Genomic DNA, 25,475 nt, shown 5'->3' on the forward strand with positions numbered 1-25,475 from the left:
CCCGAGCGCATCCCCGGACCGGTGCCCCACCGCGCCGACGAGAGGCTGAGCAGCATGGCAGGAGCGGTCGGAGCGTCGAGCAACGCTCTGCTCCGTCGGCACAACCTCGCCGCCATCGCGACCCTGGTGCACCGCTCCGGACCGATCAGCCGGGCCGAACTGGGCCGCCTGACCGGCCTGAACCGGTCGGCGGTCGCCAACCTCGTCGGCGAGCTGAGCGAGCTCGGCTGGGTCGAGGAGGAGACCACGGCCTCCGACGGCCGCATCGGCCGCCCGAGCGCGACCGTCGTCCCCGGCCGCACGTCCGCCGTGGTCGGCGTCCATCTCGACACCGACGCGATCATCGTCGGGCTCGTCGGCCTGCACGGCGAGCTCCTCCGCCGCGTCCGCTTCGACACCCCGAAGCCGGCGAGCCCCGCGACCGTGGTCCGCGTGGTCAGCGGCATCGTCGCCGGCTTCCGCGCGGAACGCGAGACCCACCGCGTCCTTCTCGGCGCCGGCGTCGCCGTGCCGGGCCTCGTGCAGGCCGACTCCGGCTTCGTCCACCGCGCGCCGCACCTGGGCTGGCGCGACGTCGACCTCGCGTCGCAGCTCAGCCGCGCGCTCGACCTCCCGGTCTCGGTCGGCAACGACGCCACGCTCGGCGCGATCGGCGAGTCGCTCTTCGGAGCGGCGCGGGGCGTCGCCGACGTCGTCTACGTCACCGGCGGCGCCAGCGGCATCGGCGGCGGCGTGATCATCGGCGGAGTCCCGCTGCAGGGCTCCTCCGGGTTCGCCGCCGAGCTCGGTCACACCCTCGTCGCCGCGAACGGCCGCCTCTGCGGCTGCGGGCGGCACGGCTGCCTCGAGGCCGAGGTCCGGATGCGCTCCCTCCTCGACGTGCTCGGCGCCCGCGTCCTCGACCAGGACGAGCTCGACATCGCGCTGGGCACCTCCCGCGACCCCGCCGTGCTCGCCGAGGTCGCCCGCCAGGTCGACCTGCTCGCCGAGGGCCTCTCGACCTACATCAACCTCTTCAACCCGACCGCGGTCGTCTTGGGCGGCTTCCTCGGCTCGCTGCTCACGGTCGACCGCGAGCGCCTGGCGGCCCGCGTCTCGGCCCGCGCCCTCAGCGACCTCGCCCGCGGCGTCCGGATCGAGCGCGCGGCCCTGCGCTCGAGACTGGAGCTGGTGGGCGCGGCGGAGCTACCCTGGCGTCGCGCGCTCGCGGATCCCGCGGCGGCGGTCGGCGGCTCGGACGCGCCCCCCGCGCCCGGCCCCGGCACGCGGACGGACGCCCTCGGCGCCCGCGCCTGACACCGAGTCGAGGAGCACGAGCATGGCCGACTTCAACGAGCAGATCATCGCGGAGTTCCGCGCGAACGGCGGCACGGTGACGACCGCCGGCTTCGGCCGGAGCCTCGTCCTGGTGCACCACACCGGCGCGCGCTCCGGCGAGGAGCGCATCGCCCCGCTGATGGGCCTGCACCCCTCCGACGACGTCTGGCTGATCGCCGCCTCCGCCGCCGGCGCACCGAAGCACCCGGCCTGGTTCCACAACCTCGAGGCGAACCCCGACACCGAGATCGAGACCCCCGACGACGGCACCGTCCCCGTCCGCGCCCGCACCCTCGAGGGCGCCGAGCGCGACGCCGGCTGGAAGCGCTTCACCGACGCCTCCGACGGCTTCAAGGGCTACGAGGCCAAGACGACCCGCACGATCCCCGTCGTCGAGCTGACCCGCCGCTGACCCCGTCCCTTCCCTCCCCCTCCCCTCCGCGAGATGCCACTTGTGCACGCGACACGCCGTGAAAAGCGTGCACAAGTGGCATCTCGCGGGAGGCGCCGGACGTCAGCGGAAGGGGACGGGGACCGCGTCGGGGGTCGACCAGCGAAGGGCGAGCCGCTCGCGGAAGCCGTCGCGGCGCAGCTCCGTCTCGAGCGCGGCGATGACGACCGGCAGCAGCGCACGCCGCTCCACCAGCACGTCGAGCACGAGCTCGGCGCCGTCCGTGACGAGCACCGAGCCCACCTCCGGCAGCACCGCGATCCACTGACGCTCGCCCACCTGCACGTGCCGGTGCCGGCGGAGTCGACGGAGCAGCTCGGGCAGCGCCCGCGAGTCGAGGGCGCCGACGTCGGCGCGGAGAGCGATCATGCGCCGACAGTGCCCGCCCGCGGCATCCGCCCGGTGAACACCCGCCCCTCCCCCGGTGTCCCGGCGACGGCGAACGGCTCGGGAACGACACGGCCGTGAAACGACGAAGCCCCCGACCGGATTCCGATCGGGGGCTGTCTCTGGTGCGCGAGGGGGGAGTTGAACCCCCACGCCCTTTCGGGCACACGGACCTGAACCGTGCGCGTCTGCCTATTCCGCCACTCGCGCTCACCAACGGCACCGAAGCACCGACGAGAAAGACTAGCACCCCCGCGGCCGAGAGCAGAAACCGCGACCCGTGACGGACGGTCGGAGCCCGCCACCACGGGCTCGCGGGACCGTCCTCGGCACGCGGGATAGGCGGATTCGAGCGTGCCGGACGCCGCTCCACGAGCCGGAGCCCACTCGTCCGGACCGGCGCGCTCCGCAGCCCGAATGGCGCTCGGGGAGGCCGTATCCAGAGCATCCCAGTAACATGCCCGTAGCCGTGCGCGGCGCAGACACGAGATCGGAAGCGGACCGGGCGCGCAGACACCTCGATCCCAACGCGACCGCCGAGAGGCGAAGAAACGGAAGATCGGAAGACTGTGGGCATTCTGGACAACTTCGAGAAGGGACTCGAGCGCGTCGTCAACGGCGCTTTCGCTCGGACCTTCAAGTCGGGTCTGCAGCCGGTCGAGCTCGCCTCCGCTCTCCGCCGCGAGCTCGACACCACGGCGGCCGTGGTCACCCGCGACCGCATCCTCGTGCCCAACCAGCTGACCCTGCGCATGTCCGCCGCAGACCTCGACCGGATGGAGCGGATGGGCCCGACGCTCATCGACGAGCTCACCACGGTCGCCACCGAGCACGCGAAGAAGCAGGGCTTCCGCTTCTCCGGCCCGATCGACATCTCGCTCGCGGCCGACGAGTCGCTCAGTGCCGGGATGGTCGAGGTCGACTCCCGGAGCGTCAAGGGCGTCGTCGCCTCCACCCCCGCGCTCGAGATCGACGGCAAGCGCTACCCGATCACGAAGTCCAGGACGGTCATCGGGCGCGGCAGCGACGCCGACATCACGGTCGACGACTCCGGCACCTCGCGCAAGCACGTCGAGATCCTCTGGGACGGCGTCCGCGCCCAGGTCCACGACCTCGGCTCCACCAACGGATCCAAGCTCGACGGCAAGCCCGTCACCCAGGCGCCGCTCTCGCCCGGGCAGACCATCTCGATCGGACGCACGCGGATCGTCTTCCGCGTCGTCCAGGGCGCCGCACCCGCGCGCGCCGACCGCTCGCCGTCCGGTCCGTCCGGGCGCTCCTCCGAGGGATTCTGGGACGACCGGCTATGAGCGAGCTCACTCTCTTCCTCCTGCGCATCGCGTTCCTCGCGCTGCTGTGGTTCTTCGTGTTCGGCATCGTCTACGCGCTGCGCTCCGACCTGTTCGGCCAGCGGGTGCGCAAGCTGCCCGCCGGACAGCAGCCCGCCGCCGGGCAGGACGCCGCTCCGTTCGTCACCGCGGCGCAGCCCGTCGTGGCCGCCGCGGCCGCCGCCCCCGCGCCCCAGCCGTCCGCCCCCTCCGCACGGCGCCCCCGCGAGGAGCGCACCGACTCCGGCGGCGTCGCGACGGTGCACACCGCGCAGCGCCTCGTCATCACCTCGGGGCCCAAGCGCGGCACCGAGCTCCAGCTCACCGGCGAGCCGCTCACGATCGGCCGCTCCTCGGAGTCGGCGCTGGTGATCCGGGACGACTACACCTCGACGCACCACGCGCGGCTCCTGATCTGGAACGACGAGTGGATGATCCAGGACCTCGACTCCACCAACGGCACGTTCCTCGACGGTCGCCGCGTCGGCGCCCCCACCAAGGTGCCGCTGAACACCCCGGTCAAGGTCGGCACGACGACCTTCGAGCTGCGGCGGTCGTAGCGCGTGGCAGCCACACCCGACAGCGCCGCGGAGACGGGCGTCACGCGCGAGAGCGCCGCCGTCTCGCACGTCGGCCGCATCCGCTCCAACAACCAGGACTCCGGCTACGCGGGCCGGCAGCTCTTCGTCGTCGCCGACGGGATGGGCGGGCACGCGGGCGGCGACGTCGCCTCCTCCATCGCGATCAAGCGCATCGCCCAGGCCGACCGCACCTACGCCTCCACCTACGAGGCCGAGGACGAGCTCAAGCGCACCCTCCTCGCCGCGAACACGATGCTGGCCGACGCCGTCGTCGACCACCCCGAGCTCACCGGCATGGGCACCACCGTCAGCGCGATCGTGCGCGTCGGCGAGTCGGTCGCCATCGCGCACATCGGCGACTCCCGGATCTACGTGCTGCGCGACGGCAAGCTCGAGCAGGTCACCACCGACCACACCTTCGTCCAGCGCCTCGTCGACTCCGGCCGCATCACCGAGGAGGAGGCGATGACGCACCCGCGCCGCTCCGTCCTCATGCGGGTCCTCGGCGACGTGCACACGAACCCCGAGATCGACACGCTCACCCTCGAGACCGAGCCGAACGACCGCTGGCTGATCTGCTCCGACGGCCTCTCCGGCGTCGTCCCGCACGACGAGATCCAGAAGGAGCTCTCCCGCGACGAGACGGCGCAGCAGGTCGCCGACCGCCTGATCCGCGACAGCCTCTCGCACGGTGCGCCCGACAACGTGACCGTCGTCATCCTCGACGTCCCGGGCGCCGGCGACACCGCGCAGATCCTCGCGCCGACGGCCGAGCCCGTGATCGTCGGCTCCGCCGCCGCGCCGACGCCGCTCAGCACCGACGACTCGCAGAGCCGGATCCGCATCCCCGGCCTCCGCCTGCACACCCGCGCCCCGGCCGCCCAGGGCCCGACCCACTTCGAGCCCGCGTCCGAGGACTACCTCGACGAGCTGATCGAGGAGGACCGCCGCCGGCACCTGCGCCGCCGGATCACCTGGCTGGTCGGCCTCTCGCTCGTGCTGATCGCCGGCTTCCTCGGCGTCCTGCTCGCCTACGACTGGACGCAGTCGCGGTTCTACGTCGGCACCGACGGCCAGAACGTGATCATCTACCAGGGCATCCAGCAGTCGGTCGGGCCGCTCTCGCTCTCCGGAGTGAAGGAGGACACGGGGATCCCCCTCGACTCCCTCCGCGACTACGACGTCGAGCAGCTCGAGCAGACGATCAGCGCCGACTCCTACGCCGGCGCCGTCGACATCGTCGAGCGCCTGACGGACGCGAACGGAGCACCGTGACCGCCACCGCCACCCCTCCCGCGACCCGCGAGCGCCCGCGCTTCCTCCGCCAGCGCCTGCGCAACCTCGAGCTGCTCCTGCTGCTCGGCGCGTGCCTCATCGACGCGTCGGCGATCGTGCTGGTCCAGCTCGGCGCCCTCGGCGCGGTCGACACCACCCTCGTCTCGCTCGGCGCCGGTCTCTCCGGTCTCGTGCTCGTCGTCCACGTCGTGCTGCGCTTCGCGGCGCCCGAGGCCGATCCCTTCCTCCTGCCGATCGCCACCGTCCTCAACGGGCTCGGCGTCGCCGAGATCTACCGCATCGACATCGCCGACGGCGCGACCGGCTGGGAGTCGGTGGCCGTCCGGCAGATCATCTGGAGCGGCCTCGCGATCGTCGCCGCCATCGTCGTCCTGCTGGTGATCCGCAATCACCGCGTCCTCTTCCGCTACACCTACGTCGCCGGCTTCGCAGCGATCGTGCTGCTCCTGCTCCCCCTCCTGCCGTTCATCGGCAAGGAGGTCAGCGGTGCGCGCGTCTGGATCGGCATCGGCGACTTCTTCAGCTTCCAGCCCGGCGAGATCGCCAAGATCGCGCTCGCGGTCTTCTTCGCCGGCTACCTCGTCCGCAACCGCGACTCGCTCTCGATGGTCGGCAAGACCTTCCTCAGGGTGCGCTTCCCGCGGCTGCGCGACCTCGGCCCGATCCTCGTGGTCTGGGCCGTCACGATGGGCGTCATCGTCTTCCAGCGCGACCTCGGCACCGCGCTGCTCTACTTCGGCCTCTTCCTCGTCATGCTCTACGTGGCGACCGGCCGCACCAGCTGGGTGCTGATCGGCGTCGGGCTCTTCCTCGGCGGCGCGATCCTCGCCAGCCAGACCCTCGGCTACGTCGGCAACCGCTTCGCGAACTGGCTCGACGCCTTCAGCTCCGACCGCTACGGCGCCGACCCCGGCGGCAGCTACCAGCTCGTGCAGGGCCTGTTCGGCCTGGCGCACGGCGGCCTGCTCGGCACCGGCCTCGGCCAGGGCATGCCCGACATCACCCCGGTCCCGCAGTCGGACTACATCATCGCGAGCCTGGGCGAGGAGCTCGGTCTCGCCGGTCTGTTCGCCATCTTCGGCCTCTACCTCCTGCTCGTCTCGCGCGGCTTCCGGATCGGCTTCGCCGGCCAGGACGACTTCGGCCGCCTCCTGGGCGTCGGGCTCTCGTTCGTCATCGCCCTGCAGTGCTTCATCGTCATCGGCGGCGTCACCCGCGTCATCCCGCTCACCGGCCTCACCACGCCGTTCCTCGCCGCGGGCGGCTCGTCGCTCGTCGCGAACTGGATGATCGTCGCCGTCCTCCTCCGCCTGTCCGACACAGTGCGCAATCAGCCGCGTCTGGTGGTGTGACTCCCCGATGAACCGAGAACTCAAGCGCGTGAGCTTCGTCGTCCTGGCGATGTTCGTGGCGCTCTTCGTGTCCACCTCCACCATCCAGGTCCTCCAGGCCGACACCCTCTCCGAGGACTCCCGCAACACGCGGACCCTGTACGAGAGCTTCTCGACGGAGCGCGGCGTGATCCTCGCCGGCGGCGAGCCGATCGCCTCCTCGACGCCCTCGGACGACCTCTACAAGTTCCAGCGCCAGTACGCGAACGGACCGCTCTACTCGGCCGTGACCGGCTACTTCACGCTCAACCAGGGCACGACGGGCATCGAGCGCTCGCTGAACGACTACCTCTCCGGCACCTCGAACTCCCAGTTCTTCGACGAGATCAACAACCTCGTCACCGGCCAGGACCCGAAGGGTGCCTCGGTCGAGCTCTCGATCGACCCGGTCGCGCAGCAGGCCGCGTTCGACGCCCTCGGCGACTACACCGGAGCGGTCGTCGTCACCGAGCCCGCGACCGGCCGCATCCTCGCCATGGTCTCCAAGCCGACCTTCGACCCGACCGCCCTCGCGTCGCACGACACCGACGACGTCCTCGCGGCATACCGCGCGCTGAACGACGACCCGACCGATCCGCTCATCGACCGCGCCATCGGCGGCTCGCTCAACCCGCCCGGCTCGGTCTTCAAGCTCGTCGTCGCCTCCGCCGCCCTCGAGTCGGGCCGGTTCACGCCGGACTCCAGCTTCCCCAACGTCCAGGCGTACACCCTGCCGGGCTCGAGCTCGCAGGTCACCAACTCCGGCGGCGGCCTCTGCGGCTCGGGAGACACGGTGACGCTCGCCACCGCGGTCTCGCTCTCCTGCAACGTGCCGATGGCCGAGATGGGCGTCCAGCTCGGTGCCGCCGCGATCCGCGCGCAGGCCGAGAAGTTCGGCTTCGACACCGAGCTCGAGATCCCGATGTCGGTCGAGGCGAGCACCTACCCGCAGACCACGGACGACGCGCAGACGGCGCTGACCGCCTTCGGCCAGTACGAGGTGCGGGCGACCCCGCTGCAGATCGCGATGGTCTCCGCGGCCATCGCGAACGGCGGCGAGGTGATGCAGCCGAACCTCGTCGACGTCATCCGCTCGCAGGACCTCAGCGTGCTCCAGCGCTTCGAGGAGAAGTCGCTCGGGCGGGCCGTGAGCACGCAGACGGCGGACGCCGTGAAGGCCATGATGGTCGCCAGCGTCCAGGACGGCGCGGCGACGAATGCAACAATAGGTGGCGTCACGGTGGCCGGTAAGACCGGCACCGCTGAGAACGGCGGGGACGACCCGTACACCCTCTGGTTCACCGGATTCGCTCCTGCGGACGATCCGCAGTACGCCATCACCGTCCTCGTGGAGGACGGCGGGGGGCTCGGCCAGACCGGGTACGGCAACCTGATCGCCGCACCCATCGCACAACAGGTACTAGAGGCGGTGCTGAACAAATGAGACCCACATCAGGCCTCACCTTCGGGGGACGCTACGAACTGCAGTCCCGGATCGCCATCGGCGGCATGGGAGAGGTGTGGCAGGCGACGGATCTCGTCATCGGCCGCACCATCGCGATCAAGATCCTCAAGGACGAGTACCTCGGCGACCCCGGGTTCCTCGAGCGCTTCCGCGCCGAGGCCCGGCACGCCGCTCTCGTCAACCACGAGGGCATCGCCAACGTCTACGACTACGGCGAGGAGGACGGCTCCGCCTACCTCGTGATGGAGCTGGTGCCCGGCGAGGCGCTCTCCACCGTCCTCGAGCGCGAGCGCGTGCTGTCGACCGACAAGGTCCTCGACATCGTCGCGCAGACCGCGCTGGCCCTGCACGCAGCACACGCCGCCGGACTGGTGCACCGCGACGTGAAGCCCGGCAATCTCCTGATCACCCCCGACGGCCGCGTCAAGATCACCGACTTCGGCATCGCCCGCATCGCCGACCAGGTCCCGCTCACCGCGACCGGCCAGGTCATGGGCACGGTGCAGTACCTCTCCCCGGAGCAGGCGAGCGGCCAGCCCGCCTCCCCCGCGACGGACATCTACTCGCTGGGCATCGTCGCGTACGAGTGCCTGGCCGGGCGCCGTCCGTTCACCGGCGAGTCGCAGGTCGCCATCGCGATGGCCCAGATCAACGACACCCCGCCCGAGCTGCCGGTCACGGTCGCCGAGCCGGTGCGCAACCTGGTCTACTCCTGCATCGCCAAGAAGCCCGTCGACCGCCCGGCGACCGCCGCCCACCTCGCCCGCGCCGCGCAGGCCCTGCGCTCCGGCGACGTCCGCGGAGCCGCGCTCGCGGTGCCCGCCGTCGCCGCCGACCTGCCCAGCACGCAGGCCACCACCGTCCTGCCCTCCGCGGCGGGGAACGCGACCCAGGCGACGACGATCCTCGGCGCCGGAGCGACCACCGCCTTCGCGGCGAACCCGCCGACGGGCGCCGTGGACGCGCCGATCGAGGCCGAGGAGCCGCGCAAGCGCAGCCCCTGGACCTGGCCGCTCGTCGCCCTGATCGTGATCCTCGCCGTCGTGATCGGCGGCACGATCTTCGCGCTGACCAGCAACGGCGGCGTCGAGGCCCAGCCGACGCCGACCCAGACGGTGAGCCAGACCCCGTCGCAGGCGCCGTCCCCCTCGCAGACCCCGTCGGCCACGCCGAGCTCGAACATCGTCGTGATCAACTCCTCCGACTACGTCGGCCGCCCGTTCGACGAGGTCGAGGCGGAGCTCACCGACCTCGGCATGGGCGTCCAGCGCGAGGAGGGCTCGAGCGCCCCGAGCTCCGACCAGGTCGGCACCGTCGAGGAGGTCAACCCGACCGCCAACGTGATCAAGGGCACCACGATCGTCGTCACGACCTACACCGAGGTCGCCGTCCCCGGTGCTCCGACCGCCGTCCCGACGGTCACCCCCGCCGCGTCGAGCGTCGAGCCGGGCGAGACGTTCAACGTGACGTGGAGCAACTACAACCAGTGCCCGAGCGGAACCTCCGTGACCGGTTACCGCGTGACCGTCGCCGGCGAGGGCGCGACCGTGACGAGCACCAACCCGTCGACCTCGACCACCGCGACGATCCAGGCCGGCTCCGCCGCCGGCACGATCGACATCACCTACACGGTGCTCTGCGGCGAGCCCGAGTCCCCCGCCTCGCCCACCCTCTCGGTCCCCGTCACGGCCCCGGCCCCGACGCAGACCCCGACGGCTACGTCCACCGGGACTCCGTCGGCGGACCCGTCGGGTGTGCCCGACGAGCGCTGACCCTCCTCGCTCGACCGGGCCCGCCCTCCGACCGCGACCGCGGCACCGGAGGGCGGGCTCCTCGCTTTCAGCGGCCGCGGCCGTTCCGCCGACGGACCAGGCCACGAGTGACCAGCGCAGCGACCACCCCCGAGACGGCAGCGATGCTGATCCTTGCCGGCGCGGGCAGCTCCGTTCCCAGAGCGAGCCCCGCTGCGACGGCGAGGACCACGAGCAGGAGCGCGAAGACGGCGAGGCGATCCGCGGAGAATCGAGAGGACGAGGACATGGAGTTCCTTCGATCGAGGCCGGTTTGACGGACGACGAGCACGTTCCGACGGGCCGGCGGCGTTGATGAGAAGAAATCACCATCTGCCATCCCGAGGCCGGGCGTCAACGGGAATCCAGGATGTGGCGCGAAGCAGTGTCAGGCCACGTCGGTCTCGGAAGGATCCGCGCGCGTAGCTCAGCGGGCGGCGCGATGAGCGCCCGGCGCCGTGCGCCGGGCTGCCAGGAGGCGCCCGGGTACACTTGCCCTGGCTCCCCGGGGGCCGTGCCACACGGAAGTACAGGGCGGGAGCGTGCGCGTGACGGATGAGGGACGCCTGATCGCAGGACGGTATCAGGTCGGGCCCCGGCTCGGTCGCGGCGGGATGTCCGAGGTCTACCTCGGCACCGACACCCGCCTGGGGCGCACTGTCGCGATCAAGGAGCTCAAGCTCTCCCTGTCGTCCGACTCCGCCTTCCGCCTGCGCTTCCGGCAGGAGGCGCAGTCCGCGTCGCGGATGTCGCACCCGACCATCGTCCGCGTCTTCGACGCCGGCGAGGAGGTCTCGCTCGACGACAACGGCGCGGAGTCGCGCCGTCCGTTCATCGTGATGGAGCACATCGAGGGGCGCCTGCTGAAGGACGTCATCGCCGAGGGACCCGTCGACGTCGACGAGGCCGTCCGCATCACCGAGGGCATCCTCACCGCACTCGAGTACTCGCACCGCGCCGGAGTGGTCCACCGCGACATCAAGCCCGGCAACATCATGCTGACGCCGTCGGGCCAGGTGAAGGTGATGGACTTCGGGATCGCCCGCGCCGTCTCCGACTCCGCAGCGACCGTGGCGCAGACGACCGCGATCCTCGGCACCGCCGCCTACTTCTCACCGGAGCAGGCGAAGGGCGAGCAGGTCGACGCGCGCAGCGACCTCTACTCCGCCGGCATAGTCCTGTTCGAGCTGCTCACCGGCCGCGCCCCGTTCCGCGGCGACACCCCGGTGGCGGTCGCCTACCAGCACGTCAGCGAGACGCCGCCGGCCCCCAGCTCGATCAACTCCGCCGTCTCCGCCGCGCTCGACGGCGTCGTCGCCCGGGCGCTGTCCAAGGACCGCTACGAGCGCTTCCAGGGCGCCGCCGAGTTCCGCGACGACCTGCGCGACGCCGCGGCCGGCCGCCTCCCCGACCACCGGCCGATCGACGAGCTGACCACGTCGCTCTTCGCCGCTCGCGCCGGCGGCGGCATGAACGACTCCGAGCTGGCCCTGCGCCAGCTCGCCGAGGACAACTCGATCGTCCGCACGCAGCGCCGCCCGCCGGTGCTCTGGATCTGGTCGTCGATCGTGGTGCTCGCGGTCATCGTGGCGGCGCTGGTCATCTGGGTGCTCACGCTGCAGCCGTCGACGACGCTGCCCTCCCAGTCGCGCGAGGTCCCCGCGCTGACGGGCACCAGCTACGACAGCGCGCAGTCGACGCTCACCGAGCTCGACCTCGTGGCGAGTCAGCTCGCCGAGTTCAACGACACGGTTCCGGCGGGCGAGGTGATCCGCACCGACCCCGGATCGGGCACCATCGTCGCGCCCGAGACCGTCATCCGCGTCTACGTCTCGCAGGGCGCTCAACCAGTGGCCGTCCCGGAGACGGCCGGCTCGTCCCTCGCGGACGCGATCGCCGCCCTCACCGGCGCCGGCTTCGCGGAGGGCTCGCAGACCCGGCAGAACTCGCCCACGGTGCCCGCCGACGTCGTGCTCTCGAGCTCACCGGCCGGCGGCCAGCAGATCGAGCCCGGCGCGCAGGTCGATCTCGTCGTCTCCTCCGGGCAGGTCACCCTGCCCGACCTGGTCGGCCAGACGCTCAGCACCGCGCTGGCCACTCTCGCGTCCGAGCAGCTCCAGCTGATCGGCGAGGAGGCCCCCGACGAGACCTGCGAGTCCGTGCGCGCCAACCCGCCGATCACCACCCAGTCGGTCGCGCCGGGCGACGTCCCCCAGGGCTCCACCATCGAGCTCGGCTTCTGCGCCGGCTGACCCGTGCGCGCCGCCGGACTCCCGGCTTCCTCCCGCCCGTGACAGGGCGACGCCCCTCCCTGTTGGTCGAGTAGCCCCGGAGGGGCGTATCGAGACCCGCCGTCCTCAGAAGACGGGTCTGCAGACTGGTCCTCCTGGCGCTGGTGGATCTCGATACGCCCGCTGCGCGGGCTACTCGATCAGCATGGACATCCCCAGACCGACGAGGTGATCTCTCTCCATCGGCGGTGAGGGACAGGACCCGGCGTCGGCCCTTCATGCTGGTCGAGTAGACCCGAAGGGGCGTATCGAGACCCACCGTCCTCAGAAGAGGGGTCTGCAGACTCGTCCTCCTGGCGTCGGTCGATCTCGATACGCCCGCTACGCGGGCTGCTCGATCAGCACGGGCGACACCCTCCGGAGCTACGCCCGCCGCGCCGCGTCCGCGAGCGGCAGCGCGAGCCGCAGGAGCCCGTCGTCCGGCGAGCCGGCCTCCACCGGAGTCCCGACCCGGCCGCGGATGTCGCTCGGCGTGAGCCCCTCCCGGCGCTTCAGCGCTCGGCGGAGGTGATCGGCCGAGGAGAAGCCCGACGCCGCGGCGATCGCCTCCAGCGGCACCTCGCGCGGTCGCCGTCGGAGCAGCTCCACCGCGCTCGCGACCCGCGCGCGCTCGATCTCGCTGGCCACCGTCGTCCCCGCGTCCTCGAACAGACGCTGGAGTGACCGCGTCGACACGTTGACCGCGTCTGCGACCGCCTCCGGGGTGCAGCGCGGCGTCCGGTGGGTCCGGTCGATCACGGTCCGCGCCCGGCCGAGCGTCGCCGCACGCACGCTCGTCGTCCCGGGCTGAGATCCGGCCGACGCGAGGAACGCGCTCACGAGGAGCTGCTTGACCACGTGACCGAAGCCCTCGACCTCGCTGTCCGAAGGAAGCCCGGTGCCCGACTCCGCCGCCAGAGCGAACGCGGTCGTGAAGGCGAACGCCGCGCGAGTGGAGCGCGCGTCCGGATCGAGCGCGTGCACGTTCGCGCCGAGGTCGAAGCCGTAGCGGCGCATCTCGTCCGCAGGGATCGCCACCTGGAGCGAGGTGACGGGCATCGTCGACTCGGTGGTGAAGCTGGTCGTTCCCGGCTGGTAGGCGATCGAGCCGGGGCGCAGCAGCGCCGTCCGGTCCGGTCCGACGAGCCGGACCGCGCCCTCGATCAGGAAGCTGAAGTTCAGGAGCGACGTGTCGTCCGCACCCCAGGTTCCCCGCAGGACTCGCAGCGGCGAGCTCGTCAGGAGGACGACGCTGATTCCGGCAGCGGTGAAGCCCGACCCGGCCAGTCGCGGCACCGTGCCCGGCTTGACCACGATCCTCGGCCCGAGCGTCTCGAGCTCCCTCATTCCGGAATAAGCCCAGGAAATCGATTCCACCATGTGATGCCTCGGAATTCTCTTTTCCACAGCACCGGTCCCCTAACCGGCGCCCTCCGATTATGCCCGGCGAGCCCCGCGCATCATCCGCCACGGCTCCGTCAAATCACGCCACCTGATCGGGGGGCCTCCTCGGAACGCTCGGGAGATGCCTCCCCGTCCTGGCGCCGATCCGAGGCGGAGTACGCGCTCTCATAGCGGGTGGATGGCGTGGATCGCATCTGCCCTGACGGGGATGCACACCCCCCTTGTCGGGGCCACTGGACCGAGGGAATGCTCGCATGAGCGGACGTGAATAGCCTGGCGATATCTCGATCAATTCGCGGAGGGACTGCGCGGATAAGTCCCCCTCGCATTGAAGCCTTCACGCCGCACCCGCCCGGCACGCCTACTGAGTCCGGGGAGTCCTCTCCACCTCGGTGAGCCAGTTCGCCAGCAGCCGACGACCGCCCTCGGTGAGCACCGACTCGGGATGGAACTGGACCCCGACCGCCGGTGCCGAGCGGTGACGCACCGCCATCACGACCCCGTCGGGTGTCACCGCACTGACCGCGAGCTCCCGGGGCAGGGTCGAGCGCTCGACCGCGAGCGAGTGGTAGCGCATGGCCGTGAATCCCGACGGGATGCCGGAGAACAGCGGGTCGCCGTCGTGCAGGACCGAGGAGGTCCGGCCGTGCAGCAGCTCCGGCGCCTCGCTCACGTGCGCGCCGAGTGCGTGGGCCAGGACCTGGTGGCCGAGGCAGACCCCGAGGAGCGGCTGGGCCGCGGCGATCGCATGCCGCACGAGCGCCACGGAGGTCGGCACGTCCTCCGGTCGACCCGGCCCGGGAGACAGCACGATCCCCTCGCTCCGCGACGCCCTCTCGAGAGCTTCGCTCGGAGACAGCTCCGCCCCCTCGACGACGTCGACCTCGGCCCCCGCCTCGCGGAGGTAGGCGACCAGAGTGAAGACGAAGCTGTCGTAGTTGTCGACCACCAGCACGCGCGTCATCGCGGCGGCCGCGTGCGCAGCCGGGTCACGACCCAACGGTGACGTTCTGGTCGAGCACGAGCGACTGCACCCAGGGGAAGACCCATTCGGCCAGTGCGGCGAGCACGGCGACCACGAGGACGATCACGAGGAGCAGCCGGAGCCACCAGGGCCCGGGCAGGATCCGCCACAGCGCTGCGTACACGGTCAGCCCTCCTGCGCGAGCGACGCCGCGATCTCGGCAGGCGCGCCGGCGGAGCGCGGCTGCCACGACTCGAAGACGCCGTAGGCGATGATCCGCTCGGCGGTGGACAGCAGGGGATTGCAGCTCGTGAGCGTGATCAGCCGGTCGGTCGGCGTCACGCCGGTCGTCCACGGCACGGGATCGATGACCTGGATCTCCGAGGGCTGCACGTACTCGAGGTTCCGGAACCGGTAGGTGTACCAGCCGTCCGCCGTCTCGATGTAGATCGCGTCCCCCAGCTGGAGCTCGTCGATCAGGTGCATGCCGCCTCCGTAGGCGCTGCGATGCGCTGCGAGGGCGAAGTTGCCCACCTCGCCCGGCATCTGCGTGCCCGGATAGTGGCCGATGCTGCCCTCGTCGAGGACGTTCTCGGCGTCCACCCCCTCGGCGATGGTGCGGACCCAGCCCTCGCCGTAGCGCGGGACGTAGAGGTTGCCGAACGAGGTGTCGAGCGCCGACACCGGAGCGATGACAGGGTCTCCGTAGCCGGCCGGCGTCTCGCTCGGCGCCGTCGACGGCTCGGGAGCGGGAACGGCCTCGTCCCAGCCCTGCCGGAGCTCCGCGGCCTCGGAGGTCTGCTGACCGGCGATCACCGCGTCGTTCCACCACAGCTGCCAGCCGAGATAGAGGAGGACGAGCGCACCCGCTGTCATGAGCAGCTCGCCCAGGACCCCGAAGAAGGTCAGGCGACGGCGCGGCCGGCGGGTGCTCGGTCGTCGCTCGCGCGGTCGCAGCGGTGCGGCGGCGGGCGACGGGACACTCATGCGACGAGTCTAGGCGCGGGTCGAGCGCCGCAGACGGGCGGCGGCGGCCGCTGGCGCGTTCTCCACAGCGGCTCCTGCGCGCCTCCACGGCATCCCCCCGGTCTCGCGCTCCCGGTCGACGGCCATCGCCCGGTACAGTGGAAGGCATGGCACGAGCGACGAAGAGCCCGAAGCCCGAGCGCGACGAGGCCCGGACCGGTGAGGACGCACCCAACCCGGTGTGGTTCAAGCCCGTCATGTTCGGGTTCATGCTGCTGGGCCTCGCCTGGATCATCGTCTTCTACGTCAGCCAGGGCACGCTCCCGGTGCCGGATCTCGGCAACGCCAACATCCTGATCGGCTTCGGCATCGCCTTCATCGGCTTCCTGATGACCACGCGCTGGCGCTGATCTCGCTCGCATGAACGACGCCCCGTCCGGTCCGCCGACGGGGCGTTCGTCGTCGGTGGACGTCACGTCGTCGGCGCGCCCCGTCTCGTCGGCGGGCCCGGCGCCGTCCGTGGCGCGCCTGCGGGCTGCAGGGTGCGTCTTCGCGGAGGAGGAGGCGGAGCTCCTGCACGGGGCGGCCGCCGACGCCGATCACCTCGAGTCGATGCTGCGTCGGCGCGAGGGCGGCGAGCCGCTCGAGCAGATCCTCGGCTGGGTCGCCTTCCGCGGACTGCGCATCCCGGTCGCCCCCGGTGTCTTCGTGCCCCGGCGGCGCACCGAGGCGGTCGTCGACGCCGCCCTCGCGCTGCTCGACGGGCGCGGCCCGGCGATCGTCCTCGACCTGTGCTGCGGTGCCGGAGCGATCGCCCGGGCGCTGGCCGAGGAGCGCGAAGGGCTCGTCCTCCACGCGGCCGACCTCTCCCCCGCCGCCGTCGCCTGCGCGCGGCGCACGCTCGCGGGGCTCGCCTCCGTCCACCAGGGCGACCTCTTCGGCGCCCTGCCCGAGGAGCTGCGGGGCCGGATCGACCTCGTCGTCGTCAACGCGCCCTACGTGCCCACCGCCGCGATCGCCCTGATGCCGCCCGAGGCGCGACTGCACGAGCCGGCGTCGACGCTCGACGGCGGGAGCGACGGTCTCGGGCTGCACCGCAGGATCGCGGCGGAGTCCCTCCCCTGGCTCAGGAGCGACGGAGCCGTCGTGATCGAGACCAGCCGCGAGCAGGCGGAGCGGACGGCGGCGCTCTTCGCCGAGGCGGGATTCGACCCGTCGATCCTCCTCGACGACGACCGCGACGCCACCGTCGTCTCGGCCCTGCTCCGGCGAACTACACGCGTGTAATTATCCCCAGGTGTTGAAACTCCTGTGGAGAACTCCCCAGGCCGCGCCGGGCCGCGGATGCGGAGGCCGTTCGAGCCCGCATCGGCGGCGGGACGGGGCGGAATCGCCGATCGGAGCGGCATCCCGGGCGCCACCGCGAATGACACCGGCGTAGTTCTCCCCAGTGTTAACAACTCTGTGGATAACTTCCTCCCCAGCTGTGGAGAGCAGCTGTGGACAGTGCGCGGCGTCCTGTGGACGGCCGCTGGACGCGCTTCCGGCGCTCAGGCCAGGACGTACGCGCCGACGGTGATCGCGACGAGAACCACGCCGATCAGCCCGACGAGAAGGTTCTGGGTCCGCCGCTGCGAGCGCTGCCGCGTGCGGGTGTAGACGAGCCCGATGAGCGCACCGGCGACCAGGCCGCCGACGTGCGCCTGCCAGGCGACGTTCATCCCGGGCAGGAAGCCGATCACCAGGTTCAGACCGACCAGCACCAGCAGCTGCGAGGCCTGACCGCCGAGGTGCCGGAGGATCACCAGGTACGCGCCCATCAGGCCGAAGATCGCTCCCGAGGCGCCGATCACCGGGGTCAGCGGGCTGGAGAGCAGCAGGACCCCGACCGAGCCGGCGAAGCCGCTGAGGAGGAACAGAGTCAGGTAGCGGCCGCGGCCGAGCATCCGCTCGAGCGCCATGCCGAAGACCCACAGCGTGTACATGTTCAGCAGCAGGTGGAACGGCACCACGAAGAAGAGGGACGTGCTGTGCGCGAAGATCGAGGTGACCATCCGCCACGGCTCGAAGCCGGCGCCGAAGCCGGGCAGCGTGTAGGCGGGGAAGTAGGCGATCGCGTTCAGCACGGTGTCGCCGATGAACGGCAGCACCTCGAGGATCCAGACCAGGACGCAGAGCGCGATGATCGCGTAGGTGACCGTGGGCTGGTCGGCCCGCGTCATCGCCCGCACCCGCGACACGAGGGGCCCGCGCACGCGCGGCGCCTCGCTGCGCTGCTGCGCCATGTCGTCCGGGCAGATGACGCCGACCGGCGCCGGGGTCTGGCACTCGCCGCAGATCGTGCGACCGCACCGCTGGCAGCGCACGAAGCTCTGGCGATCGGGGTGGCGGTAGCAGGTGTAGGTGCTGCTGCTCGGCGGGACCTGGGTCACGGACGTTCCTCCGGGAGAGAGAGAACGAGGGCCGGGCCCAGACGGACCCGACCCTCGATGAGTGGTGGAGAGGCGATCAGACCTCGGTGATCTCGACGCTCTCGATGACGACGTCCTCGAGGGGCTTGTCGCGACCGTCGGTCGCCACGGCCGACAGGGAGTCGACGACCTTCTTGGACTCGTCGTCGGCGACGGCGCCGAAGATGGTGTGCTTGCCCTGGAGCCAGGTGGTCGGCGCGACGGTGATGAAGAACTGCGAGCCGTTGGTGCCGCGGCCCGCCTGCTTGCCGGCGTTGGCCATCGCGAGGATGTAGGGCTGGGTGAAGTCGAGCTCCGAGTTGATCTCGTCGTCGAACTGGTAGCCCGGGCCGCCGATGCCCTGGCCGAGCGGGTCGCCGCCCTGGAGCATGAAGTCGGGGATGATGCGGTGGAAGACGGTGCCGTTGTAGAGCGGCTCCTTCGTCTTCGCGCCCGTCGCCGGGTGGGTCCATTCGATGTCGCCGGTCGCGAGACCGACGAAGTTGCGGACCGTCTTCGGCGCGTGGTTGCCGTAGAGGTTGACGACGATGTCGCCCTTGGTCGTGTGGAACGTCGCGACTGCGGTGTGCAAAGGCATGGGTGGATTCTCGCACAGCGCCTCTGTAGGGCTCCGCAACGCCGGGTGTCAATGCGCTGGGTGCGCGATGCGCGGGCCGCGGGATGAGTGGCAGTATTGAGCCGTTGTTCGCCGCTCGTAGCCGATGGAGGACCAAGTGGGTCTGTCACGTAAGCACAAGAAGGATCTCAAGCGCCTCCGCAAGAACGCCGAGGCGGTCTGGAGTGAGCAGCAGGAGGTGCTGGCGCACGCCGCCTCCGTTCTCGAGAAGAGCCGCCGCCACGCGACCAAGTACGCGAAGAAGGAGGTCGTGCCGGCCGTCAAGGACGCCTACTCGAGCCGGGTGAAGCCCGTCTACGACAACGGGGTCTCCGCCGTCGAGGGCACCTACTCCTCCGCGCGCGACGCCTACAAGCACAAGGTCCTCCCGACCTTCGCCGCTGTCGGCGGCACGGCCGCGGCCGCGTTCGAGGCCGCCAAGGACTCCAAGAACCGCGCCAAGCTCGCCGAGATCTCGAAGGCGCGCTGGGAGGAGCTCACCACTCCCCCGAAGAAGAAGAACAAGGTCGGCACGGTCTTCGCGATCGGCGCCGCCCTCGTCGCCGTGGGCGGCATCGGCTACGCCGTCTGGCAGACGTTCCGTGCCGACGACGAGCTGTGGGTCGCCGAGGACGAGCCGGCCAGCGCCGCGCAGTCGCCGGCGTCGACCGCCTCCTGAGTCGCCGCGTGAGGCCCGGACACCGCTCTGCGGGTCCGGGCCTCACGCGTGTCCGGCGCCGGCCGGTCCGCGGTTAGGCTGCTGAGGTGGACATCCGGGTCGCCGCGTACGGCGTGATCATCGACGGCGAGCGCATGCTCCTCGCGCACTGGAGCCAGGGGCCCTGGGAGGCGTGGACGCTTCCCGGCGGCGGCATCGACGAGGGCGAGTCGCCCGCGGACGCGGCCGTCCGCGAGATCTTCGAGGAGACCGGCTACCACGCGGAGCTCGAAGGGCTGATCGGCGTGGACTCGCACGTGATCCCCGCGCACCGCCGCAGCGACCCCGACGCCGGCCCGCTGCACGCGATCCGCGTCGTCTACCGCGCCCGAGTCACCGGCGGCGAGCTCACCCATGAGGTCGACGGGTCGACGGACGCCGCGGCGTGGTTCCCCCTCGCCGAGGTCGAGGGCCTCGAGCGCGTCGAGCTGATTGACGCCGCCCTCACGATGAACGAGGCCTGGTCGCTGCGCTGACCCCGGCGGGTCTCGATACGCCGCCTCCGGCGGCTACTCGACCAGCATGGAGGGCCGCCGCAGCGTCCTCTCCCCCACCACCGGCAGGCCGAGCTGCTTCCCGCTCGACCTGCGACGGTCATGCTGATCGAGTAGCCCGCGCAGCGGGCGTATCGAGATCCACCCCCGGGAATCGTGCGGTGCAGCCCGGCGTTGTCTCCCCTGTGATCGTCGAGCTCTACACGTCCGCGTTCTGCGGCGCCTGCAATGCGGCCCGCAGCGTGCTCGAACGCGCTGCGGAGCTCGTGCCCGCGGCGGAGATCCGAGAGTTCGACGTCGCCTTCGCGCCCGACGCAGCGGAGGCCGCGGACATCCGCTCCACGCCGACCGTGGTGGTCCGCGATGCCGACGGGCGCGCGGTGTTCCGGGCGGAGGGAGCGCCCTCGCTCCCCCAGGCGCTCTCCGCGCTCGCACTCGCCGTAGGGTGACCTCGTGCCGCATCGTCGTCGAGTCGCCAGCGTCGCGGTCGTGCTGGCGGCCACGGCCTCGCTGACGTTGTCCGGCTGCGCGGCGGAGCCCGTCTCCGAGGCGACCGTCGGCATCGGCCGCGGCGGACAGCGCGCCGAGGTGCTCGGCGTCGTCGTCGTCTGCTCGGGAGCCGTCGACGGCCTCGATCTCGCCGTCGAGGACACCGCCCCACTGCTGATCGGCGACCGCGCGCGGCGGATCACCCGCTGGGTCGCCCCGGAGCCGGTCGACGACATCGGCGCCACCGATCTCGCCGGCCGGACGGTCTGGCCCGCCGACCGCGAGATCGAGCGCTTCCCCCTCGGCGTCGACCTCACCCTCGGCGCCTACGCCGTCGGCGGCTCGGTCATCGGGCGCCCCGTGGTCTTCACCGCCGAGCAGTTCGACACCCTGTCCGTCGGCGAGATCATCGTCGGCGACATCCGCGACGGCACCTCCGAGACCCTCTCCGTCGAGAACTTCCTCGGCCTGGCCTGCCAGCCCCGCTGACCCCGCCGCCACCCGCTAGAGGACGCGTTGCTCCTAGTCCGGAGAGCTCTTATTAAGGCTTATCTACTTTTCCTTGAGTACACTCCGAGGATGATCGAGGATCAGAGCCCCCAGAGCCAGAGATCCTGGCCAGCGGTCGGCTTCGAGCAGCGACCCTGGCAGCGGAGCGGGGACGAGGTGGCGTCGCGACGACTCCTCCGAGCCGCGGCCGGCCCGTATCGAGCTGCGGTCCCGCCCTTCATCGCGGACCTCGACGTCTCGCTGCCCTCCGACCTGCTCGCCGTCAGCGAGGATGCGAGCCGGGAGCTGACGCGGTTCGATGCTCAGGTCGGCACCCTCACCGCGCCATTCGCCTCCATCCTGCTGCGGACCGAGAGCGCATCGAGCTCCGAGGTCGAGCAGCTCACCGCGAGCGCCAAGCAGGTCGCGCTCGCCGAGCTCGGCGATTCCACGTCGACGAACGCTCAGCTGGTCGTCCGCAACGTCGCCGCGATGGAGGCGGCGATCGCGCTGTCCGACGAGCTGGACGCCGATGCCGTGCTCACCATGCATCGCGTCCTGCTGGAGAGCACGGCCCCCGACATCGTCGGGCACTGGCGCGACCAGCAGGTGTGGATCAGCGGAGGCGGGGTGTCCCCGCACGGAGCCGTCTTCGTTCCTCCGCATCACGAGCGCGTCCCGGCGCTGATGCTCGATGTCATGGAGTTCGCGCGCCGGGTCGACGTCCCCGTCCTCGCGCAGGTGGCGATCGCGCATGCGCAGTTCGAGACCGTCCATCCCTTCCCTGACGGCAACGGCAGGACGGGTCGCGCGCTCGTCCAGGGCATGCTCCGCGCTGCCGGAGTCACGGAGAACGTCACCGTCCCAGTCTCCGCCGGGCTGCTAGGCGACATGAAACGCTACTTCGACGCGCTGACCGCCTACCGCTCCGGGGATGTCCGCCCGATCATCGAGACACTCGCCGACGCCGCCTTCGCCGCCGTGCAGAACGGACGACGACTCGCCGCGGACATCGCGGCGATCGGGGCGAGGTGGGACGCCGGCATCCGCGCGCGGAGCGACTCCTCGGTGCATGGACTGCGGCAGCTGCTGCTCCGTCAGCCCGTGGTCACGATCGCTCTCGTCGCCGCCGAGCTCGGGGTGAGCTTCCCGACCGCGGAGGCCTCGGTGCAGAAGCTCGTCGAGGTCGGAATCCTCGCTCCGACGCGAGCGGGACGCAGGAACCGCTCGTTCGAGGCCGTCGAGGTCCTGGCGGCCCTCGACGACTTCGCTGCCAGAGCACGCCGCCCGCGGCACGGCACGCACAGCGCGTGAGAAGGACCCCGAGCGGGGTTCGAGTGTGGAGCCTAGGAGATTCGAACTCCTGACATCCTGCTTGCAAAGCAGGCGCTCTACCAACTGAGCTAAGGCCCCGAGCCGGCGGTGGAACACCGGCGAGAGTGGAACGGCCCGTCACCTCGCGGTGACGGGCCGTTCGGCACGTGGGGGTACCAGGACTTGAACCTGGGACCTCTTCATTATCAGTGAAGCGCTCTAACCGCCTGAGCTATACCCCCGAAATGGCCAGATGTGACTCTACCCGACAGCGGGTCAGAATCCCAATCGGCCGCTCCGCCGCGGACCCTACTGGTTGGTGAAGCCGACCAGCAGGCCGCCGGTGATCTTGACGCTGAGGTTGTACAGCAGCGCCACGATCGCCCCGAGGGCGGTGGTGACGATGGTGTTCAGCACCGCGACGACGACCGCGAAGCCCATGATCTGGGGCAGCGAGATGATCGTGTTGAGGTCGAACGCCTCCGCGCCGGCGATGTCCTGGACGAGGCCGTTGACCTCGTCGAAGACGCCGGTCTGCGCGAGCACCGTGTAGACGAGGTAGACGACGACGATCGTGATGATCGCCAGCGTCAGACCGAGCAGGAACGACAGCTTGACGGCCGACCAGAAGTCGACGTACACCAGCTTGAGTCTGACCTGCTTCGCCGCCGGGCTCTTCGCGGACTTCTTGGCGAGCTTCTCGGCGACCGTGCTACTCATCGACGGACTCATCCTCCTCCGACACCGCGTCGGACTCGGCCGACGCCGCGGCGTCGGGATCCTCGTCCTGGGCGTCGAGATTGCGTTCGGTGTTCTTGGCGAGTGCGATGATGCGGTCGTCGTCTGCGAATCGTGCGAAGACGACTCCCATGGTGTCGCGACCCTTGGCCGGTACCTCGGCCACGGCAGAGCGTACCACCTTGCCGCTGGCGAGCACGACGAGCACCTCGTCGTCCTCCCCGGTGATGATGGCGCCCACCAGGTCGCCGCGCTTCTCCTCGAGCTTGGCCACCTTGATGCCCAGTCCGCCGCGGCCCTGGAGCCGGTACTGGTCGACGGCGGTGCGCTTCGCGTAGCCGCCCTCGGTGACGACGAAGACGTAGCCCTCGTCGCTGACGACGTTGGCATCCAGCAGTCGGTCGTCGCCGCGGAACGACATGCCGCGCACTCCCGAGGTCGAGCGGCCCATGGGGCGCAGCGCCTCGTCGGAGGCGGTGAAGCGGATCGACATGCCCTTGCGGGAGACCAGCAGCACGTCGCTGTCCTCGTCGACCAGGAGCGCGGAGACGAGCTCGTCGCCCTCGCGCAGCTTGATCGCGATGATGCCGCCGGAGCGGTTGGTGTCGTACTCGGCCAGCGCCGTCTTCTTGACGAGGCCGTCGCGGGTGGCGAGGACGAGGTAGCGGGCCGCCTCGTAGTCGCGGACGTCGAGGATCTGAGCGATCTGCTCGCCCGGCTCGAGCGCGAGCAGGTTCGCGATGTGCTGGCCCTTCGCGTCGCGACTGACCTCCTGCAGCTCGTAGGTCTTGGCGCGGTACACGCGGCCGGTGTTAGTGAAGAACAGCAGCCAGTGGTGCGTCGTGGTGACGAAGAAGTGCTCGACGATGTCGTCGGCCTTGAGCTGAGCGCCGCGCACGCCGCGGCCGCCGCGGTGCTGGGCGCGGTAGGAGTCGCTGCGGGTGCGCTTGAGGTAGCCGCCGCGGGTGACGGTGACGACCATCTCCTCCTCGGGGATCAGATCCTCGACGCTCATGTCGCCGTCGAAGCCGAAGAGGATCTCGGTGCGGCGGTCGTCGCCGAACCGGTCGACGATCTCGTCGAGCTCGTCCGAGATGATCGTCCGCTGGCGCTCCGGGCTCGCGAGGATCGACTTGTAGTCCTCGATCTCGGCCTGGATCCTGTCGTGCTCGTCGATGATCTTCTGGCGCTCGAGGGCGGCGAGCCGGCGCAGCTGCATGTCGAGGATCGCGCGCGACTGCACCTCGTCGATGTCGAGGAGCTCCATCAGGCCGTCGCGGGCCTCCTCCACCGTGGGGGAGCGGCGGATGAGGGCGATGACCTCGTCGAGCGCGTCGAGCGCCTTGAGGTAGCCCCGCAGGATGTGGATCCGCGCCTCGGCCTCGTCGAGCAGGTACTGCGTGCGACGGACGATGACCTCGACCTGGTGGTCGACCCACGCGCGGATGAAGCCGTCGAGCGAGAGCGTGCGCGGGATGCCGTCGACGATCGCGAGCATGTTCGCGCCGAAGTTCTCCTGCAGCGGAGTGTGCTTGTAGAGGTTGTTCAGCACGACCTTCGCGACCGCGTCGCGCTTGAGCACGACGACGAGGCGCTGGCCGGTGCGGCCCGAGGTCTCGTCGCGGATGTCGGCGATGCCGGAGACGCGGCCGTCCTTGACGAGCTCGGCGATCTTGATCGCGAGGTTGTCCGGGTTCACCTGGTACGGCAGCTCGGTGACGACGAGGCAGGTGCGGCCCTGGATCTCCTCGATGGAGACGACGGCGCGCATCGTGATCGAGCCGCGGCCGGTGCGGTAGGCGTCCTGGATGCCGCGGACGCCGAGGATCTGCGCGCCGGTGGGGAAGTCGGGGCCCTTGATGCGCTGCAGGAGCGCCTCGAGCAGCTCCTCGCGGGTGGCCTCCGGGTGCTCCAGCGCCCACTTGGCGCCCGACGCGACCTCGCGGAGGTTGTGCGGCGGGATGTTGGTGGCCATGCCCACCGCGATGCCGACCGAGCCGTTGACCAGCAGGTTGGGGAAGCGCGCGGGCAGGATCGCCGGCTCGCGGGTGCGGCCGTCGTAGTTGTCCTGGAAGTCGACGGTGTTCTTGTCGATGTCGCGGACCATCTCGAGGGCCAGCGGGGCCATCTTGGTCTCGGTGTAGCGGGGGGCCGCGGCGCCGTCGTTGCCGGGGGAGCCGAAGTTGCCCTGGCCGAGCGCGAGCGGGTAGCGGAGGCTCCACGGCTGGACGAGGCGCACGAGGGCGTCGTAGATGGCGGAGTCGCCGTGCGGGTGGAACTGGCCCATCACGTCGCCGACGACGCGGGAGCACTTCGAGAACGCCTTGTCGGGGCGGTAGCCGCCGTCGTACATCGCGTAGATCACGCGGCGGTGCACGGGCTTGAGGCCGTCGCGCACCTCGGGCAGCGCGCGGCCCACGATGACGCTCATCGCGTAGTCGAGGTAGGAGCGCTGCATCTCGAGCTGCAGGTCGACCGGCTCGATCTTGTCGTGCCCGTGGATCACGACACCGGTCTCGGTGACGATGTCCTCGCCGTCGTCCGGTCCGGTGGGGGTGTCTGATTCGTCTGCCATGAT

The 25,475-nt window shown here is 71.0% G+C and carries 26 protein-coding genes and 3 tRNA genes; 16 read left to right on the forward strand and 13 right to left on the reverse strand.

Annotated features, from left to right (window positions below; all coding sequences use genetic code 11):
- Positions 1 to 54 precede the first annotated feature (54 nt).
- A complete protein-coding gene (locus tag HQQ86_RS14415; protein ID WP_173288972.1) occupies positions 55 to 1,296 on the forward strand; it encodes an ROK family transcriptional regulator in 1,242 nt (413 codons plus the stop codon).
- Between the two features lie 22 nt (positions 1,297 to 1,318).
- Complete coding sequence (locus HQQ86_RS14420) at positions 1,319 to 1,729, forward strand: nitroreductase/quinone reductase family protein (protein WP_173288973.1); 411 nt, start codon at positions 1,319 to 1,321, stop codon at positions 1,727 to 1,729.
- A 102-nt stretch (positions 1,730 to 1,831) separates the two neighbouring features.
- On the opposite strand, the gene HQQ86_RS14425 is transcribed toward HQQ86_RS14420, so the two are convergent.
- Positions 1,832 to 2,137: a hypothetical protein gene (locus tag HQQ86_RS14425; RefSeq protein WP_173288974.1), complete on the reverse strand. Its 306-nt coding sequence runs from the start codon at positions 2,135 to 2,137 to the stop codon at positions 1,832 to 1,834.
- Between the two features lie 141 nt (positions 2,138 to 2,278).
- Positions 2,279 to 2,365: transfer RNA gene (locus HQQ86_RS14430), tRNA-Leu, on the reverse strand.
- A gap of 359 nt (positions 2,366 to 2,724) precedes the next feature.
- Between HQQ86_RS14430 and HQQ86_RS14435 the strand changes: the two genes are divergently transcribed.
- From HQQ86_RS14435 to HQQ86_RS14460, 6 genes are read left to right on the forward strand one after another with little or no spacing between them, the layout of a single operon-like run.
- A complete protein-coding gene (locus HQQ86_RS14435) occupies positions 2,725 to 3,465 on the forward strand; it encodes a DUF3662 and FHA domain-containing protein (RefSeq protein ID WP_123447236.1) in 741 nt (246 codons plus the stop codon).
- Positions 3,462 to 4,043 carry an FHA domain-containing protein gene (locus tag HQQ86_RS14440; RefSeq protein WP_173288975.1) on the forward strand — a complete coding sequence of 194 codons (582 nt, stop codon included), beginning with the start codon at positions 3,462 to 3,464 and terminating at the stop codon, positions 4,041 to 4,043. Before HQQ86_RS14435 ends, HQQ86_RS14440 begins: the two co-directional genes overlap by 4 nt.
- Positions 4,044 to 4,046: 3 nt before the next feature.
- On the forward strand, positions 4,047 to 5,339 hold the full coding sequence (locus HQQ86_RS14445) for a Stp1/IreP family PP2C-type Ser/Thr phosphatase (protein ID WP_173288976.1): 1,293 nt from the start codon (positions 4,047 to 4,049) through the stop codon (positions 5,337 to 5,339).
- Positions 5,336 to 6,712, forward strand: a complete 1,377-nt coding sequence (locus tag HQQ86_RS14450) for an FtsW/RodA/SpoVE family cell cycle protein (protein WP_173288977.1) — start codon at positions 5,336 to 5,338, stop codon at positions 6,710 to 6,712. Before HQQ86_RS14445 ends, HQQ86_RS14450 begins: the two co-directional genes overlap by 4 nt.
- A gap of 7 nt (positions 6,713 to 6,719) precedes the next feature.
- Positions 6,720 to 8,174, forward strand: coding sequence for a penicillin-binding protein 2 (locus HQQ86_RS14455; RefSeq protein ID WP_173288978.1), 1,455 nt, complete (start codon positions 6,720 to 6,722; stop codon positions 8,172 to 8,174).
- Positions 8,171 to 9,967 (forward strand): protein kinase, encoded by a 1,797-nt coding sequence (locus HQQ86_RS14460; RefSeq protein WP_173288979.1) that lies wholly within the window; start codon positions 8,171 to 8,173, stop codon positions 9,965 to 9,967. The genes HQQ86_RS14455 and HQQ86_RS14460 overlap by 4 nt, the downstream gene beginning before the upstream one ends.
- Positions 9,968 to 10,034: 67 nt before the next feature.
- Here the strand turns inward: HQQ86_RS14460 and HQQ86_RS14465 are convergent, their stop codons facing one another.
- Positions 10,035 to 10,235, reverse strand: a complete 201-nt coding sequence (locus HQQ86_RS14465) for a hypothetical protein (protein WP_173288980.1) — start codon at positions 10,233 to 10,235, stop codon at positions 10,035 to 10,037.
- Positions 10,236 to 10,533: 298 nt separating this feature from the next.
- Between HQQ86_RS14465 and pknB the strand changes: the two genes are divergently transcribed.
- On the forward strand, positions 10,534 to 12,237 hold the full coding sequence (gene pknB / locus HQQ86_RS14470) for a Stk1 family PASTA domain-containing Ser/Thr kinase (RefSeq protein WP_173288981.1): 1,704 nt from the start codon (positions 10,534 to 10,536) through the stop codon (positions 12,235 to 12,237).
- 402 nt (positions 12,238 to 12,639) lie between these two features.
- On the opposite strand, the gene HQQ86_RS14475 is transcribed toward pknB, so the two are convergent.
- The 4 genes from HQQ86_RS14475 to HQQ86_RS14490 all read right to left on the reverse strand — a co-directional run bounded on the left by HQQ86_RS14475 (position 12,640) and on the right by HQQ86_RS14490 (position 15,610).
- A complete protein-coding gene (locus HQQ86_RS14475) occupies positions 12,640 to 13,602 on the reverse strand; it encodes a helix-turn-helix domain-containing protein (RefSeq protein ID WP_173288982.1) in 963 nt (320 codons plus the stop codon).
- Between the two features lie 418 nt (positions 13,603 to 14,020).
- A complete protein-coding gene (locus HQQ86_RS14480; RefSeq protein WP_173288983.1) occupies positions 14,021 to 14,623 on the reverse strand; it encodes an aminodeoxychorismate/anthranilate synthase component II in 603 nt (200 codons plus the stop codon).
- A 25-nt stretch (positions 14,624 to 14,648) separates the two neighbouring features.
- The gene (locus HQQ86_RS14485; protein WP_173234321.1) at positions 14,649 to 14,807 is read right to left on the reverse strand and encodes a hypothetical protein; all 159 of its coding nucleotides are present in this window, start codon (positions 14,805 to 14,807) and stop codon (positions 14,649 to 14,651) included.
- Positions 14,808 to 14,809: 2 nt separating this feature from the next.
- Positions 14,810 to 15,610, reverse strand: a complete 801-nt coding sequence (locus HQQ86_RS14490) for a class E sortase (protein WP_173288984.1) — start codon at positions 15,608 to 15,610, stop codon at positions 14,810 to 14,812.
- A gap of 146 nt (positions 15,611 to 15,756) precedes the next feature.
- On the opposite strand from HQQ86_RS14490, the gene HQQ86_RS14495 reads away from it, so the two are divergent.
- Positions 15,757 to 15,999, forward strand: coding sequence for a cell division protein CrgA (locus HQQ86_RS14495; protein WP_123447247.1), 243 nt, complete (start codon positions 15,757 to 15,759; stop codon positions 15,997 to 15,999).
- A 109-nt stretch (positions 16,000 to 16,108) separates the two neighbouring features.
- Positions 16,109 to 16,876 (forward strand): putative protein N(5)-glutamine methyltransferase, encoded by a 768-nt coding sequence (locus HQQ86_RS14500; protein WP_367948668.1) that lies wholly within the window; start codon positions 16,109 to 16,111, stop codon positions 16,874 to 16,876.
- A 263-nt stretch (positions 16,877 to 17,139) separates the two neighbouring features.
- Here HQQ86_RS14500 and HQQ86_RS14505 read toward each other — a convergent pair whose 3' ends face one another.
- Positions 17,140 to 18,021 (reverse strand): rhomboid family intramembrane serine protease, encoded by an 882-nt coding sequence (locus HQQ86_RS14505; RefSeq protein WP_173288988.1) that lies wholly within the window; start codon positions 18,019 to 18,021, stop codon positions 17,140 to 17,142.
- A gap of 76 nt (positions 18,022 to 18,097) precedes the next feature.
- Positions 18,098 to 18,637 (reverse strand): peptidylprolyl isomerase, encoded by a 540-nt coding sequence (locus tag HQQ86_RS14510; RefSeq protein ID WP_133961341.1) that lies wholly within the window; start codon positions 18,635 to 18,637, stop codon positions 18,098 to 18,100.
- Between the two features lie 136 nt (positions 18,638 to 18,773).
- Here HQQ86_RS14510 and HQQ86_RS14515 point away from each other — a divergent pair, with 136 nt between their 5' ends.
- The 5 genes from HQQ86_RS14515 to HQQ86_RS14535 all read left to right on the forward strand — a co-directional run bounded on the left by HQQ86_RS14515 (position 18,774) and on the right by HQQ86_RS14535 (position 22,159).
- A complete protein-coding gene (locus HQQ86_RS14515; protein WP_123706109.1) occupies positions 18,774 to 19,334 on the forward strand; it encodes a hypothetical protein in 561 nt (186 codons plus the stop codon).
- A gap of 86 nt (positions 19,335 to 19,420) precedes the next feature.
- A complete protein-coding gene (locus tag HQQ86_RS14520; protein WP_173288990.1) occupies positions 19,421 to 19,849 on the forward strand; it encodes an NUDIX hydrolase in 429 nt (142 codons plus the stop codon).
- 179 nt (positions 19,850 to 20,028) lie between these two features.
- Complete coding sequence (locus HQQ86_RS22105; protein ID WP_367948669.1) at positions 20,029 to 20,316, forward strand: thioredoxin family protein; 288 nt, start codon at positions 20,029 to 20,031, stop codon at positions 20,314 to 20,316.
- Positions 20,317 to 20,320: 4 nt separating this feature from the next.
- Complete coding sequence (locus HQQ86_RS14530) at positions 20,321 to 20,845, forward strand: hypothetical protein (RefSeq protein ID WP_173288991.1); 525 nt, start codon at positions 20,321 to 20,323, stop codon at positions 20,843 to 20,845.
- A 90-nt stretch (positions 20,846 to 20,935) separates the two neighbouring features.
- Entirely contained in the window at positions 20,936 to 22,159 is a 1,224-nt protein-coding gene (locus HQQ86_RS14535; RefSeq protein WP_173288992.1) for a Fic family protein, read from the forward strand.
- A gap of 26 nt (positions 22,160 to 22,185) precedes the next feature.
- Here the strand turns inward: HQQ86_RS14535 and HQQ86_RS14540 are convergent.
- From HQQ86_RS14540 to gyrA, 4 genes are all read right to left on the reverse strand, one after another.
- Positions 22,186 to 22,258 (reverse strand) — tRNA-Ala (locus tag HQQ86_RS14540).
- Positions 22,259 to 22,327: 69 nt separating this feature from the next.
- A tRNA-Ile gene (locus tag HQQ86_RS14545) sits at positions 22,328 to 22,401 on the reverse strand.
- Between the two features lie 67 nt (positions 22,402 to 22,468).
- The gene (locus HQQ86_RS14550) at positions 22,469 to 22,879 is read right to left on the reverse strand and encodes a DUF3566 domain-containing protein (protein WP_123447255.1); all 411 of its coding nucleotides are present in this window, start codon (positions 22,877 to 22,879) and stop codon (positions 22,469 to 22,471) included.
- Entirely contained in the window at positions 22,872 to 25,472 is a 2,601-nt protein-coding gene (gene gyrA, locus HQQ86_RS14555; protein WP_173288993.1) for a DNA gyrase subunit A, read from the reverse strand. The genes HQQ86_RS14550 and gyrA overlap by 8 nt, the downstream gene beginning before the upstream one ends.
- Positions 25,473 to 25,475 lie beyond the last annotated feature (3 nt).

Source organism: Rathayibacter sp. VKM Ac-2857, assembly GCF_013205025.1.
Lineage (GTDB): Bacteria > Actinomycetota > Actinomycetes > Actinomycetales > Microbacteriaceae > Rathayibacter.

Bases quoted from the DNA above. Each gene is read 5' to 3' on its own strand.
- HQQ86_RS14420 (WP_173288973.1), top strand. From the start codon at position 1,319: ATGGCCGACTTCAACGAGCAGATCATCGCGGAGTTCCGCGCGAACGGC.
- HQQ86_RS14495 (WP_123447247.1), top strand. From the start codon at position 15,757: ATGGCACGAGCGACGAAGAGCCCGAAGCCCGAGCGCGACGAGGCCCGG.
- HQQ86_RS14510 (WP_133961341.1), bottom strand. From the start codon at position 18,637: ATGCCTTTGCACACCGCAGTCGCGACGTTCCACACGACCAAGGGCGAC.
- HQQ86_RS14550 (WP_123447255.1), bottom strand. From the start codon at position 22,879: ATGAGTAGCACGGTCGCCGAGAAGCTCGCCAAGAAGTCCGCGAAGAGC.
- HQQ86_RS14415 (WP_173288972.1), top strand. From the start codon at position 55: ATGGCAGGAGCGGTCGGAGCGTCGAGCAACGCTCTGCTCCGTCGGCAC.
- HQQ86_RS14460 (WP_173288979.1), top strand. From the start codon at position 8,171: ATGAGACCCACATCAGGCCTCACCTTCGGGGGACGCTACGAACTGCAG.
- HQQ86_RS14440 (WP_173288975.1), top strand. From the start codon at position 3,462: ATGAGCGAGCTCACTCTCTTCCTCCTGCGCATCGCGTTCCTCGCGCTG.
- gyrA (WP_173288993.1), bottom strand. From the start codon at position 25,472: ATGGCAGACGAATCAGACACCCCCACCGGACCGGACGACGGCGAGGAC.
- HQQ86_RS14475 (WP_173288982.1), bottom strand. From the start codon at position 13,602: ATGAGGGAGCTCGAGACGCTCGGGCCGAGGATCGTGGTCAAGCCGGGC.
- HQQ86_RS14465 (WP_173288980.1), bottom strand. From the start codon at position 10,235: ATGTCCTCGTCCTCTCGATTCTCCGCGGATCGCCTCGCCGTCTTCGCG.
- HQQ86_RS14490 (WP_173288984.1), bottom strand. From the start codon at position 15,610: ATGAGTGTCCCGTCGCCCGCCGCCGCACCGCTGCGACCGCGCGAGCGA.
- HQQ86_RS14480 (WP_173288983.1), bottom strand. From the start codon at position 14,623: ATGACGCGCGTGCTGGTGGTCGACAACTACGACAGCTTCGTCTTCACT.
- HQQ86_RS14535 (WP_173288992.1), top strand. From the start codon at position 20,936: ATGATCGAGGATCAGAGCCCCCAGAGCCAGAGATCCTGGCCAGCGGTC.
- HQQ86_RS14455 (WP_173288978.1), top strand. From the start codon at position 6,720: ATGAACCGAGAACTCAAGCGCGTGAGCTTCGTCGTCCTGGCGATGTTC.
- HQQ86_RS14425 (WP_173288974.1), bottom strand. From the start codon at position 2,137: ATGATCGCTCTCCGCGCCGACGTCGGCGCCCTCGACTCGCGGGCGCTG.